This window comes from Tabrizicola sp., assembly GCF_030373185.1.
Lineage (GTDB): Bacteria > Pseudomonadota > Alphaproteobacteria > Rhodobacterales > Rhodobacteraceae > Tabrizicola.
In genome coordinates, this window is sequence record NZ_JAUCZH010000010.1 from 21,577 (window position 1) to 34,020 (window position 12,444).

Consider the following 12,444-nt stretch of genomic DNA (forward strand, 5'->3'; position numbering starts at 1 on the left):
GAGATTTCTGCAGGTTGCTTCCAAAGATATTGGCCCAGCCCGGAGGCCACGGCATGATCCTCCGCCGCACCACCCCCGCCCCGAAAACCGGCATTGTCCACCTTGGCCTTGGCGCCTTTTTCCGTGCGCATGGCGCGGTCTATATCCAGGAGGCCGACGGGACCGGCGACTGGGGCATCCTCGGGGTGTCACTGCAACGCCCCGATGTCCGCAACGCGTTGCAACCGCAAGACGGCCTTTACACCGCCCTGGAGCTTGGCCCGAACGGCCAGACCGTGCAAACCGTGACCAGCGTCACCGGCGTCCTCGTGGCCCCGGAAGACCCGCAGGCGGTGCTTGCCGCCATGTCCGACCCCGCGGTCAGGATCGTCACTCTTACCGTCACCGAAAAGGGCTATTGCTACGAACCCGCAACCGGCCTGCTGAACGCGGATCACCCCGATATCATCCATGATCTGGAAGTCCCGCTGCCCCGCTCGACCATCGGCTTTCTTGTCCGTGCCCTGGCCATCCGCCGCGCCGCAGGTCACCGCCCCTTCACCGTCCTTACCTGCGACAATCTTCCGGCCAACGGCCGGCTTGTCCGCGGCCTTGTGCTGGACCTTGCCGGGCGGATCGACCCGGCCTTGGCGGAATGGATCGCGGCCGAAGCCTGTTTCCCCTCAACCATGGTTGACCGGATCGTCCCGGCCACCACGCCCGACACCATCGCCACAGTCCAGCGCCTTACTGGCATGACCGACGCCGCGCCGGTCCAGCACGAACCCTTCCGGCAATGGGTGATCGAGGATGATTTCGTCGACAACCAGCGCCCCGACCTTGCAGCTGTTGGTGCGGAACTGGTCGAGGACGTCACCCCTTTTGAGCATATGAAGCTACGGATGCTGAACGGCACTCATTCCGCGCTGGCCTATCTGGGCTACCTTGCCGGGCATGAAACCATCGCAGATTGCATGGCCGACCCGGTCTTCGCCACCTTCATCCGCGCGCTTTGGGCTGATGAGATCATCCCAGCGCTGACCCCGCCGCCTGACGCTGATCTGAACATCTATGCCGACCGACTGTTCGACCGCTACAGCAACCCCGGTATCCGCCACCGCACCTGGCAGATCGCAATGGATGGCAGCCAGAAGCTGCCGCAGCGCATTCTTGGGACGCTGGCCGACAATCTGAAAGCGGGGAGGGAAAGCCCCGGCCTGATCCTTTCTGTTGCCGCCTGGGTGCGGTATGTCGGCGGCACCGATGAGTTGGGCCAACCCATCGACGTGCGTGACCCGCTCGCTGCCCGCCTTCGTGCCTTGCTGGACAGCAAGAGCACGCCAGAGGGCAAGGTCGCGGCACTGTTGTCCTTCCGCGAGATCTTCCCGGAAGCCTTGGCCGCAGCCCTCTTGGCTCATGTCACCACCACCTACAAATCCTTGTTGAAAAATGGCGCCCGCCGCACCTTGGAGAGCATGACATGATCGAAAGCTGGCGTTGGTATGGCCCGTTCGACAAGATCACCCTGGCCGAAATTGCCCAGACCGGGGCTACGGGTATCGTCACCGCCCTGCACGAAATCCCTTATGGCGAGGTCTGGCCCTGCGACCTGATCGCTGCCCGCAAGGCCGAGATTCAGGCGGCAGGCTTCCAATGGGTCGTGGTCGAAAGCCTGCCGATCCACGAACGCATCAAGCGCGGGGAAGGGGACTTGTCCCAGCTTTTCGCCAACTACCGGCAAAGCATGGCCAATCTGGCTGCCAACGGTATCCGCACGATCTGCTACAACTTCATGCCGCTGATCGACTGGACCCGCACCGACCTTGCCGCACCTGTCGCCCGTGGCGGCACCTGCCTGCGCTTTTCTGCGCCGAAGATGGCGGCCTTCGAACTGCATATGCTTGGACGTCAGGCTGCCGAAGCCGACTACCCCGAAGCGGTTCGCAAGGACGCCGCCGTCTGGTTCCAGCAGTCTTCCGAGGCCGATCGTGAGACGCTTCTCCATTCAATCATGTCCGGCCTGCCCGGGGCCTATGACCGCTATGACATCGCGGGACTGAAAACGGCGCTGCAAGGCTACGATGGCATCCGCCGCGACGACCTGCGCGCCAATTACCGCCGCTTTCTGGAGGAGATCATCCCAGCCGCTGAAGACCTTGGCATGCGGCTCTGCGTCCACCCCGACGACCCACCGCGCGACCTTCTGGGCCTGCCGCGCATCGTTTCGGACGCGGACGGGATTGCCTTTGCCTTGAACGCGGTATCCGCGCGGGCCAATGGCCTGACGCTCTGCGCCGGTTCGCTCGGCGCGAACCCTGCGAACGACGTCCCCGCAATCGCCCGCCGTTTTGCCGACCGAATCCACTTTGCCCACTTGCGCAATGTCCGCAAGGACTTCGACGGCAGCTTTGAAGAGGCCGCGCATCTGGAGGGTGACACTGACATGGTCACGCTGATCGATGCGCTGCTTGCCGAAGAACGCCGCCGCCTGGCCGAGGGTCGCGCCGACGCGTCTTTCCCCTTTCGCCCCGACCATGGGCATGAACTGCTGACGGATATCGGTCGCGGCACCCATCCCGGCTATCCATTGATCGGCCGTCTCCGCGGCCTTGCCGAATTGCGTGGCGTTGCGAGCGCTTTGTCAGCGCGTGCAAGTAGCGTGACGGACTGATTGCCGATCCATTCCAACGTGATCCTTGACCGATTGCCGCGAGGTCTGGCCGAAAGATCCCTGGTCAGCCTGCAACTGAAGCTGGTCAGGATCTGAGAGCGTCAGAAACCCAGTGTACTGACCCAACCCATGCAGCCCTCAGATCCGGTCAGGCGTCGAAACATCCGGCAATCGTTTTGCCCAGCAGATTTCGGGCCGGAGCCCAGTTTCGGAAGGCGCAGCCCGTCCGTCCGATGGGCCGAGAACGCGGGGCCACCAGGCCAGAATGCCGCTTTTTCCACACTTGTTCTGCCCGACTTCGGGCGCTTGCCGGATCGTGGATACCACTCGGGAAAAAAGGCGTCGAACAAACGGCCACCAGATTATCGGTTCGGCGGCCAACCATCCGAGGGTCACTTTCACACCGGCAGATATTTCCAAGAGCATTCTTCGGGATGCTTGATATGCTTCTGGCCAGCGGCACCAGTATTCAAGGCCAATGGACAGCATTCGCTTCTCAGATTTTGTTCTGCAACGCCGGACCCGGCAGCTTAGCCGTGCAATGGAGATCGTTCCGATCGGGGCGCGGGCCTTTGATCTGTTGGACATACTGATCACCCATCGTGACCGGGTGGTCGGCCGGGACGAGATCATGGCCGCCGTCTGGCCCGGAGCGGTGGTGGGTGAGAACAACCTGAATGTGCAGGTGGCCAATCTGCGCAAAGTCCTGGGGGGTGATGCGATCCTGACGGTGCCGGGCCGGGGTCTTCGCTTTGGTCTGGAGGTCGGGCAAGCGGGGGCGCTGGACCTGCCGGACCGGCCATCGGTGGTCGTCTTGCCATTCACCGATCTTGGGGGCGATCCCGATCTGGCCTGGTTCGCTGATGGATTTGTGGAAGACATCACGACCGAGTTGTCGCGCTTTCGCGATCTCTTTGTGGTCGCCCGCAACTCGGCTTTCGTCTATCGGCATGGGCCGCGCGATCTGCGCGCCATTTCGCGGGAACTGGGCGTTCGCTATGCCGTCGAGGGCAGCGTCCGTGCCACGACAGACCGCGTCCGGGTGACGGCGCAGTTGATCGACGCCACGACCGGCGGCCATGTCTGGGCTGAAAGGTTCGACCGCGAACTGACCGCGCATTTCGACACGCAGGCGCGGGTCGCGCGGGCGGTCGTGACCTGCCTTGCCCCGCAGATCGACCGGGCCGAAGCCGAGCGCATCCGCATCACCCCGCCGGAAAACCTGACGGCGCGGGGATTGGCGCTAAGCGGCTGGTCGGCCATTTCGGCGGGCGACATGGCCTATGACCGCAGCGCCCGCGACAAGGCCGATGACCTCGCACGGCAGGCGCTTGCGCTGGACCCGGCGTCAGGTCTGGCCTGGCGGGTTCTGGCGTGGGTGGCCTGGTGGCACGTCTATCATGCGACGACAGCGTCGGTGCCTGAAACCCTTGCCGAAGGGATCAATGCCGCAACCCGGGCGATCGCGGCGGACCCGACGGATCATCACGCACGACGCATCCGCGCCTTGTTGCATTTCATGCAGCAGAATGCCGATGCCGGCCTGCCCGAACTGCGCCAGGCGCATGAGATGAACCCCAATTGCGCCGTGACCCTGGCCTGGCTGGGGCTTTACGAGGGGTTTCATGGCGATGCCGACAGGGGCGTGGTCCTTGCCGAGGCCGCCCTGCGGCGCAGCCCGCGTGACCCTGCGCGCGGATCACTTCTGGCCGCACTGGGGTTCGCCCATTTTGCCGTGCGCAATTATGCCGCTGCGGCAGAAGCGGCGGATGCGGCGTTGGCCGAGGCGTCTGGCAGCGCAACACCTCTGATCCTTGCCGCGATTGCCTGGGTGGGAGCTGGCCGGGTCGACCGCGCCTCAACGGCCTTTGAACGGGTCAAGGCCATTGCGCCAACACTGGTCGAGGCGCGGCTGGCCGGGCGCTGGCTGACCTCGAACGCGGATTACCTTGCCCGGGCGCACACATTCTTTCGCATCGCAGCCGGGCTCGCGCCACCCGAGGCCGCCGACGCCTTGCGCTAGGGGATGCCACGCCGATCAGGCACAAGGCCGAACGCGAAAATTGCCGCAGCACTCAGGGAAGGAAGACGTCAGGTGCGACAGATCACCCGGCTGGTCGCAGAAAGAACACTTTTGAGACGATCTGCCAGCGGCCCTCATGCCGCAACAGCGTCAGCGTGTCGTCGTAATGCATGCCAAGCCAGATGTCTTCAACCTGAACCGTCGCCACGTCTCCGACCACCGAGATCGCATTTATGACGTGCCATGGTGACAGGTCCGGCTCCTTGACGGCCTCTGCGACTAAGGTGATGAATCCCTCACGGCTTTCCCACTCCAACCCGCCCTCGAAATGCCCGATGCTACAGGCTTTTTCGTGCAGGGCAGCACGGAGTTTTGCGGCATCGTTCTGACACATGCCTTCGACGTAGGTTCTGACGACCTCGGCAATCTCGGCATAGGTTTGCGCGTCCTGCATCTTGCGCCTCCCCGGCGGCCTTTGCCCGTCCAGCGGCCCGGGGTCCGGAGGATGGCCCGCTTAGCGTGACATCCGCACCCTTGGCAAACAAGCGTTTCCACGCAAAGTCACCCGCCGCTTTAGAACTTTTTAGCCGTGCTGATAGCCGGAGACCGGCGGGAGGCGCATGGTTTTGCACAGGCAGTGGCGAAGAATGACCCCTGCCATCAACGCAATCGGGAGGATACCACATGGCGTTTTATCTTTATCAGCTCAGCTATTCGAAAGAGGCGATCAAGGCGATGGTAGCCAGCCCCTCTGACCGCGAGGCGGCGGCCCGCAAGTTGATCGAGGCGCTTGGCGGCAAGCTGCATCATCTGTTCTTTGCCTTTGGCGAATATGATGTGATCTGTCTGATCGAAGGGCCGGACGACAAGATGATGATGGCGGGTGCTGCGGCGGTTGCCTCGGCGGGAACCATTTCCCGCTCTTCGACCGTCAAGCTGATGACAGCCGCCGATGCGATGGCCGCAATGACCATGGCGGGAAAGGTGACCGGCGCCTATCAGCCGCCGCAGGGCTGAACGTGTCCGCAGATATTGCGGCGGGGGCACACCCCGCAGCCGACCTGGGTGACCACGACTGGATCACCCTTCACCGCCTGCGCTTTCCCGACGCGATATCTGCGCATGACAGGACGTTTCCGCCGGTGCCGGGCGCTCCGGTCTGGCGGTTCTGTCCGCAGCACACGCCGGGAGAGGACGGGCTTGTCACCCTGTCCTCGGACATCTGGTGCGGCATGGGGATCTGGGACAGCCGTGCCGAAGCCGAGGCCATGCTTGCCGATCCCGGTGCCGCGATGCCCTGGCTGCCCGAGGCCGTCGCGGCCTGGCACTGCCTTGCGGTCCCGTTCTCGCATCGCGGTCAGGTCAACTGGCGCGGACATGTCGAGGACGGCACCGCCGTGCGCCCCGTCCCTGCCGATCCCGGTGGCCCGCTGGTGGTTATCACCTCGGCCGGGTTCCTGTCTCGCGAGGCCCATATGCTGCCCCGCATCCGGCTGTTCGTCGAAGGCGTGACCGAGGTCATGGCGTGGTATGGCGCCTTGCCCTCGAACCTGCGCAACGGTGCGTTCAACGGCCCTGACGGGCGCCAGGGCTTTACCTGTTCGCTCTGGCGCTCGGACGAGGCGATGCGCGAAGCCGCCTACAGCCACGGTCGCCACCGCGCCCGGATGGAGGAGAACCGCGCCGGGCTGATGTTCGACTATTCGTCCTTCACCCGCCTGCGCGCGCTGCGCAGTCATGGGGATTGGGACGGCGACCCCTTTGCCGAATTGCAGGAAGGAACCATGACATGACCACCGACATCGCTGCGATCGCCGCAGACTACACCGCCGCCTGGAACAGCGGCTCGGCCGAGGCCGTGGCGGCGTTCTATGCCCCGGGTGGCACAATCGTCATAAATCGCGGCACCCCGTGGGAGGGGCGCGCCGGCGTCGCCGCGATGGCTGCGGGGTTTTTCGCCGATGTGCCTGACCTGAACCTGACCTGCGACGGGCTTCGCATCGCAGGCGACCACGTTGCCTATCTGTGGACCTTCACCGGCCATCATGCGCAGAGCCGCAATCCGCTGCGGATCACCGGGTGGGAGGAGTGGGATCTTGACGCGGCCGGCAAGGTCATCGCCTCACGCGGCTGGTTCGATGGGCAGGATTACGCCCGGCAGGTGGCCGGGTGAGCGCTGGAACAGCACAGGTGAATGGCCGCCTTTGGGGGGCAAGCGCGCGCGACTGGGCCGAGGTCCAGGAAGGCCAGTTCGCCGCCGCCTTTCACGCGGTGCTGGCCCATGCCGGGGTGCGACACGGTACCCGGCATCTGGAGGCGGGCTGCGGTGCGGGCATGGCGGCGGCCCTGTCCGCCACTTTGGGCGCGCAAGTCGCGGGCGTGGATGCGGCCGAAGGGATGCTGGCGATTGCCCGTGAACGCACGCCCGGAGGTGATTTCCGGCAAGGCGATCTGGAGGCGCTGCCCTTCGCCGATGACACCTTCGACCTTGTCACCGGCTTCAACGCCTTCCAGTTCGCAAGCGACCCCATCAAGGCCTTGCGCGAGGCGGGGCGGGTCACACGTCCGGGCGGGATGGTCGTCGTCACCACCTGGGGCGATCCCGCAGGCATGGACGCCGCTACCCTGGTCGCGGCCATGAAGCCGATGTTGCCCCCCGCGCCGCCGGGTACCCCGGGCCCCTTCGCCCTGTCGGACGAGACGGCCCTGCGCGCCTTCGCCATCGCGGGCGGGCTGACCCCTGTTGCAGTCTTCGACGTGGACTCGCCCTGGTTCTACCGCGACGAGGCAACCGCCCTGCGCGGCTTCGGGTCCGCCGGCGTTGCAACCCTGGCGCGCGAGCGCGTCGGCGAGCCTGCATTCAACACGGCCATCAGCGCGGCCTTGGCCCCGTTCCGGCAAGCCGACGGCAGCTTTCGCCTTGGCGCCCGGGCGCGGTGTCTGGTCACCACAATCGACTGAAAGGAAGCCAGATGAACGATATCGAAAGGACCGTCCGCCAATTCCACGAAAGCTGGGATCTGCGCGACCCGGAGCGCGGCGTCGCGGTCATTGCCGAAGATTGCCGGTTCGAGGATGTCGCACGCGGCGAAGCGCAAACCGGGCCGGACGGCTACCGGATGGATTATCACCGCTGGCGCGCGGCTTTTCCCGATGGGGAGGTCAAGGTCGTCAACGTCATCACCGGCGCGGATGGTTGGGCCGTGGTGGAATTCCTGAACAGAGGCACCCAGACCGGCCCGCTGCACTCCAGCCTTGGCGTCTTTCCACCCTCGGGCCGCAAGATGGAGGTGCGCTATTGTTCGGTCATGCGGGTGCAGGACGGCAAGGTGGTCGAAGGACGCGATTATTACGACAGCGCCAGCATCGCCCGCCAACAGGGGCTCGTGGCATGAGAACCGCCACGGATTTGCTCCACTGCAACCGGAGACACCGATGACCCCGCCCGCCTACTTCAACGCCACGCCCGCCCTTGACCTGGCGATTCCGTCAAGGCGGGCGCCATCGCGATCGACCTGTTCGCCGAGGCTGGCCGCTATCCGCCCAAGATGGGGCAGCCGGACCAAAATAGAGATGCAGACACTTTACCAGAGTGTCGGCTTCCGCTTTACCGACCCCTATCCCGAAAGCGGCACGGTCAGGACCGATCCGCGCGCCGCGGTGAACCTGGTTTTCATGCAACTCGACCTTTGATCCTGCAATTATGGAGACACGCATGTCTGCCAATCCGGAACCCGCCCTCCGCATTTATACCGACGCCATTTCCGACAGCTCCCGCTGGGACGCTTTCTTGCCTCGCGCGGGGGATATCGTCGTCTCCACTCCGCCAAAGTCAGGCACCACCTGGACACAAGGCATCCTTGCCATGCTGATCGCAGGCGACCCGGAGGTGGACGCCCAGACCTCGATGAAATCGCCTTGGATCGACATCAATATTCGCGATCTCGGCGAGGTCATGGCGAGGCTAGAGGCGCAGGAGCACAGGCGGCAGGTCAAGACGCACACGCCTTTCGATGGCATCCCCTTCTGGCAGCAGATTCGATATGTCACGGTCTATCGTCACCCGATCGACGTGCATTTTTCTTATCGTAGGCATCTGGCCAACATGGCCCGCGACGTGGGGCAGGCCCCCCTGTCCGACAACCCGTCTGACAGCTTTCGGGAATTCCTGGCAGAGGACGTCAATCACGAGGGCCTTGGATCGATCCTGGACCACTACCGCTGCACACTCGCGCGCGAGCCGCGTGAGAATTTGATCCGACTGCACTATGCCGACATGCTGTGCGATCTTCCGGGTGCTGTGGCGTCGTTGGCGGCGCATGTCGGGATCGCCCTTCCGGCCGAGGTCATGGCGGCCGTCACCGAGGCCGCGACATTTGCCAGCATGAAAGCCAATGCGGCACGTTTCACGCCGTCAGCCGGACAAGGATTCTGGAAGGCAGATGCGGGGTTCTTTGACAGCGCAACATCGCGAAAGTGGGAGGGTTTGCTGACCGATGATGACCTTGCGGCCTATGATGCCAAGATGAGCGCAGGACTGACGGTTGAAGAACGCGGCTGGCTGGAATGGGGGGATGCAGGCCGTGGGTGAGGATCGAATGGCCTTCACCAAAGTTGGCAGTCGAGATCGCAACACATCGCGGTGCCGCGGGGCGGTCAATCTGCGCGACCCAAACGAAAACCGGGTAGATTTCTTTCGCGCACTTACCCAAGCGCCGCAGCAAAGGGAAGGGTGGGGAGCGCCGGAGTTGAGCAATCAACTTGTTTCGGGCGTCGACACCTGTAGGGAAATGATCCCTGCCCAAGACACAGGATTGGAAAGCCGCCTTGCCTGATCTTACCGACCCCTTCGCCCACCACCCCGAATTGCGCGGCCGGATAGCCGATCCTGAAAGCTCTTTCTTTCGGACATTCAACATCGAGGCCGAGCTCGCGCGCGATCCGGCGCTGCGGGACTGGGTGCATGGCGACACACGGCGCGAGGCGATCCGGGCCGAGGCATTGGCCGGCCATGCAGGAGACCTGTGGATCTTCGGCTATGGTTCGCTGATGTGGGATCCTGCATTGCGCTTTGTCGAGGTGCGGCGCGCGCATGTTTCAGGCCATGCCCGCCGCCTGATCCTGGTCGACACAAGGGGGGGGCGCGGCACGAAAGAAGCGCCGGGCCTGTTCGCGACGCTTGATGCGGGTGAGGGTTGCGAGGGGCTGGCCTTTCGGATCGCGGCGGCGGACGTCGAGGTCGAGACCGAAATCCTGTTCCGGCGCGAGATGCTCGCACCCGGTTATCTTGCGCGATTCGTCCCGGCCCGGATCGGCGACACGGATATCCGTGTGCTGACCTTTCTTGCGGATCACGACGTACCCGACGTCCGCCCTGATCTGACCCATGAGGAACAGGTTCGCTTCCTTGCCCACGGGGCGGGCGACCTTGGCACAAGCCGGGAATATCTCGCCAATATCGTCGAGCACTTCACCCATCTGGGGATCACTGACGATCATTGCGCCGAGCTTTTGCGCGCGGTCGACGCCTACCTTGCCGTCAGGGCAGGCGCGGTGGTGCCTTCGTGACCGCCCGCATCCTCCACGAGACTGCTTTCCAAAAAGAAGAGCCAGAATGGCCATAACCGTTGCCGTCAGTGCCGAACCAGCTGACCGCGGGCAGATTGACCCGCTGTTGCGGGAGTTCCACGCCATCGGCCCGCAAAAGCTGGCGGCACGCGGGGGCCGGCATTCGACGTCGATGATGCCATCGCGGACTTCGGGGGCCATACGGGCGATTACATTCCACCTGACGGGCGCAACTGCCTGGCGCAGGACAAGGGCGCGGGCCTTTGGCAAATGGTAGATCAGACTGCCCCAGCGCCTCGGAAAGGCTCCGCCGTTGGCATAGTGGTCCGCCCTGACTTGAGCCCAAGCGCGGCTTTGTCCGGCTGAAATCCCTTCAATGATCGCAGGTTCGCCATATTTTTGCCGTTCTGGAAACGCTGGAGTAGATCGAACAACGAGCAGGGGTGTAAGGTGTCGTCGATAAGCGCCGGGGGAAAAGTGGTTCAGCTAGAGGTCGAGGGCCGGGAGAGGCCGGGTCATGGCGGGATCCGCCGGGTGACCTTGATCGTGCCAGTCTATAACGAACAGGACAGCATCACACCCTTTCTGGAAAAGCTGGGGGGTGTCCTGGACGACATCCATGCGCTGGCCTTGGTCGACATCCTGTTCGTGAATGACGGCAGCCGGGATGCGACCGAACGGCTGATCCTTGCGGCCGCTGCGGACCGCGCCGATATCTCTTTGATCAATCTGTCGCGCAACTTCGGCAAGGAAGCGGCGCTTTTTGCCGGGCTGAATCATGCGAGCGGTGATGCCGTCATCCCGCTGGACGTTGATCTTCAAGACCCGCCCGAGGTGATCGCCGAAATGATCCGGCGCTGGATCGCGGGGGCAAAGGTCGTCAACGCCCGCCGGGCGCGCCGCGATGGTGACAGCCGTTTCAAGGCGATGTCGGCGCGGGCATTCTACAGGGTCTTCAATGCGATGGCCGATCAGCCGATCCCGCAGGACGTCGGCGACTTTCGTCTGCTTGATCGCACGGTGGTGGACGCTGTCTGTCGGCTTGGCGAAAGGTCGCGCTTCAACAAGTCACTCTTTTCATGGGTGGGCTTCGAGGCCGAGGAAATCACCTTTGACCGCCCCGCCCGGGCAGCCGGGGAGACCAGCTGGTCATACTGGAAGCTGTGGAAGCTGGCGCTTGACGGCATCTTTGCCGCCTCGACCATGCCGCTGCGGATATGGACATACGTTGGCATCCTGATGGCGATGATTTCGCTGGTCTACTCTGCCTATCTTCTTGCAACGACGCTGATTTTCGGGGTGGACGTGCCGGGCTACGCCTCGACCGTGATCCTGATCCTTGTGTTCGGGGGCTTGAACATGTTCGCGCTGGGCATCATTGGCGAATATGTCGGGCGCATCTATACCGAGGTGCGCCAGCGCCCGCTTTACATCGTGCGATCCCACCATCCTGCCCCGAAAGCCGAAGACTGACATGGACCGCACCGTTTACGACCGGATGAACGAGCTTGAGGCGACACATTGGTGGTTTGTCGCGCGCCGCAAGGTCATTGCCACCTTCGTCGCACAAGAGCTGAAAGCGCGACCTCATCCCCGAATTCTGGAAGCGGGTTGCGGCAGCGGGGGGAACCTGACGATGCTGGCCCGGTTCGGGCAGGTTGATGCCTTTGAATATGACGGCGTGGCGCGCGAACATGCCATGTCCAAATCAGGGCTGGATATCCGTTTTGGCGCGCTGCCGGATGATTTGCCGTTTGATGACCGGCGCTATGATCTGATCGGCCTTTTCGATGTGTTGGAACATGTCGAAGCGGACAGCGCTTCTTTGGCAGCGTTGGCTGACCGACTTGAGGTCGGTGGCAAGATCCTTGTCACGGTCCCGGCCTTTCCGTTCCTGTGGTCAAAGCATGATGAGCGCCACCACCACTTTCGCCGCTACACCCGTGCCAGCCTGACCGAGGCTGCCCGTCAGGCCGGGTTGAAAGTGAGCTATTGCAGCTATTTCAACACGTTCCTCTTCCCGCTGGCCGTGACCGCGCGGGCGGTGAAGCGCCTGACAGGGCGCGATACCCCGGATGATAGGATGCCTCCCGGCTGGTTGAACGGGGTTCTGGTCCGCATCTTCGGGATTGAAAGCCGGGTGCTTAAGGCGGTTCGGTTTCCGGTTGGCCTGTCGCTGGCTGCGGTTCTTGAAAGGGCCTGA

Annotated in this window: 15 protein-coding genes; 14 read left to right on the plus strand and 1 reads right to left on the minus strand. The window is 63.7% G+C overall.

All coding sequences use genetic code 11. The annotated features are described in order from the left end of the window. The first annotated feature begins 53 nt into the window (after nucleotides 1–53). The 3 genes from QUV21_RS16955 to QUV21_RS16965 all read left to right on the plus strand — a co-directional run bounded on the left by QUV21_RS16955 (nucleotide 54) and on the right by QUV21_RS16965 (nucleotide 4,673). On the plus strand, nucleotides 54–1,463 hold the full coding sequence (locus QUV21_RS16955) for a mannitol dehydrogenase family protein (protein WP_300856504.1): 1,410 nt from the start codon (nucleotides 54–56) through the stop codon (nucleotides 1,461–1,463). Then, nucleotides 1,460–2,650, plus strand: coding sequence for a mannonate dehydratase (gene uxuA, locus QUV21_RS16960; RefSeq protein ID WP_300856505.1), 1,191 nt, complete (start codon nucleotides 1,460–1,462; stop codon nucleotides 2,648–2,650). Before QUV21_RS16955 ends, uxuA begins: the two co-directional genes overlap by 4 nt. Nucleotides 2,651–3,191: 541 nt before the next feature. Beyond that, complete coding sequence (locus QUV21_RS16965; protein ID WP_300856506.1) at nucleotides 3,192–4,673, plus strand: winged helix-turn-helix domain-containing protein; 1,482 nt, start codon at nucleotides 3,192–3,194, stop codon at nucleotides 4,671–4,673. Between the two features lie 82 nt (nucleotides 4,674–4,755). On the opposite strand, the gene QUV21_RS16970 is transcribed toward QUV21_RS16965, so the two are convergent. After that, nucleotides 4,756–5,127, minus strand: a complete 372-nt coding sequence (locus QUV21_RS16970) for a nuclear transport factor 2 family protein (protein ID WP_300856507.1) — start codon at nucleotides 5,125–5,127, stop codon at nucleotides 4,756–4,758. Nucleotides 5,128–5,357: 230 nt separating this feature from the next. Between QUV21_RS16970 and QUV21_RS16975 the strand changes: the two genes are divergently transcribed. The 11 genes from QUV21_RS16975 to QUV21_RS17025 all read left to right on the plus strand — a co-directional run bounded on the left by QUV21_RS16975 (nucleotide 5,358) and on the right by QUV21_RS17025 (nucleotide 12,444). Then, nucleotides 5,358–5,690 (plus strand): GYD domain-containing protein, encoded by a 333-nt coding sequence (locus tag QUV21_RS16975; protein ID WP_300856508.1) that lies wholly within the window; start codon nucleotides 5,358–5,360, stop codon nucleotides 5,688–5,690. A gap of 2 nt (nucleotides 5,691–5,692) precedes the next feature. Further along, nucleotides 5,693–6,466, plus strand: a complete 774-nt coding sequence (locus QUV21_RS16980) for a hypothetical protein (protein ID WP_300856509.1) — start codon at nucleotides 5,693–5,695, stop codon at nucleotides 6,464–6,466. Beyond that, complete coding sequence (locus QUV21_RS16985; protein ID WP_300856510.1) at nucleotides 6,463–6,846, plus strand: SgcJ/EcaC family oxidoreductase; 384 nt, start codon at nucleotides 6,463–6,465, stop codon at nucleotides 6,844–6,846. Before QUV21_RS16980 ends, QUV21_RS16985 begins: the two co-directional genes overlap by 4 nt. Further along, nucleotides 6,843–7,634 (plus strand): class I SAM-dependent methyltransferase, encoded by a 792-nt coding sequence (locus tag QUV21_RS16990; protein ID WP_300856511.1) that lies wholly within the window; start codon nucleotides 6,843–6,845, stop codon nucleotides 7,632–7,634. Before QUV21_RS16985 ends, QUV21_RS16990 begins: the two co-directional genes overlap by 4 nt. A gap of 11 nt (nucleotides 7,635–7,645) precedes the next feature. After that, nucleotides 7,646–8,068: an ester cyclase gene (locus QUV21_RS16995; RefSeq protein ID WP_300856513.1), complete on the plus strand. Its 423-nt coding sequence runs from the start codon at nucleotides 7,646–7,648 to the stop codon at nucleotides 8,066–8,068. Nucleotides 8,069–8,108: 40 nt separating this feature from the next. Next, nucleotides 8,109–8,366 carry a hypothetical protein gene (locus QUV21_RS17000; RefSeq protein WP_300856514.1) on the plus strand — a complete coding sequence of 86 codons (258 nt, stop codon included), beginning with the start codon at nucleotides 8,109–8,111 and terminating at the stop codon, nucleotides 8,364–8,366. A gap of 22 nt (nucleotides 8,367–8,388) precedes the next feature. Beyond that, nucleotides 8,389–9,264 carry a sulfotransferase domain-containing protein gene (locus tag QUV21_RS17005; protein WP_300856515.1) on the plus strand — a complete coding sequence of 292 codons (876 nt, stop codon included), beginning with the start codon at nucleotides 8,389–8,391 and terminating at the stop codon, nucleotides 9,262–9,264. A gap of 236 nt (nucleotides 9,265–9,500) precedes the next feature. Further along, nucleotides 9,501–10,241, plus strand: coding sequence for a gamma-glutamylcyclotransferase (locus QUV21_RS17010; RefSeq protein WP_300856516.1), 741 nt, complete (start codon nucleotides 9,501–9,503; stop codon nucleotides 10,239–10,241). A gap of 46 nt (nucleotides 10,242–10,287) precedes the next feature. After that, complete coding sequence (locus tag QUV21_RS17015) at nucleotides 10,288–10,518, plus strand: hypothetical protein (protein WP_300856517.1); 231 nt, start codon at nucleotides 10,288–10,290, stop codon at nucleotides 10,516–10,518. 173 nt (nucleotides 10,519–10,691) lie between these two features. After that, nucleotides 10,692–11,714 (plus strand): glycosyltransferase family 2 protein, encoded by a 1,023-nt coding sequence (locus QUV21_RS17020; protein WP_300856519.1) that lies wholly within the window; start codon nucleotides 10,692–10,694, stop codon nucleotides 11,712–11,714. A gap of 1 nt (nucleotide 11,715) precedes the next feature. Then, entirely contained in the window at nucleotides 11,716–12,444 is a 729-nt protein-coding gene (locus tag QUV21_RS17025; RefSeq protein ID WP_300856521.1) for a class I SAM-dependent methyltransferase, read from the plus strand.

Coding starts and splice junctions, on each gene's coding strand:
- QUV21_RS16955 (WP_300856504.1), top strand. CDS start 54: ATGATCCTCCGCCGCACCACCCCCGCCCCGAAAACCGGCATTGTCCAC.
- QUV21_RS17005 (WP_300856515.1), top strand. CDS start 8,389: ATGTCTGCCAATCCGGAACCCGCCCTCCGCATTTATACCGACGCCATT.
- uxuA (WP_300856505.1), top strand. CDS start 1,460: ATGATCGAAAGCTGGCGTTGGTATGGCCCGTTCGACAAGATCACCCTG.
- QUV21_RS16985 (WP_300856510.1), top strand. CDS start 6,463: ATGACCACCGACATCGCTGCGATCGCCGCAGACTACACCGCCGCCTGG.
- QUV21_RS17015 (WP_300856517.1), top strand. CDS start 10,288: ATGGCCATAACCGTTGCCGTCAGTGCCGAACCAGCTGACCGCGGGCAG.
- QUV21_RS17000 (WP_300856514.1), top strand. CDS start 8,109: ATGACCCCGCCCGCCTACTTCAACGCCACGCCCGCCCTTGACCTGGCG.
- QUV21_RS16970 (WP_300856507.1), bottom strand. CDS start 5,127: ATGCAGGACGCGCAAACCTATGCCGAGATTGCCGAGGTCGTCAGAACC.
- QUV21_RS16995 (WP_300856513.1), top strand. CDS start 7,646: ATGAACGATATCGAAAGGACCGTCCGCCAATTCCACGAAAGCTGGGAT.
- QUV21_RS16965 (WP_300856506.1), top strand. CDS start 3,192: ATGGAGATCGTTCCGATCGGGGCGCGGGCCTTTGATCTGTTGGACATA.
- QUV21_RS16975 (WP_300856508.1), top strand. CDS start 5,358: ATGGCGTTTTATCTTTATCAGCTCAGCTATTCGAAAGAGGCGATCAAG.
- QUV21_RS17025 (WP_300856521.1), top strand. CDS start 11,716: ATGGACCGCACCGTTTACGACCGGATGAACGAGCTTGAGGCGACACAT.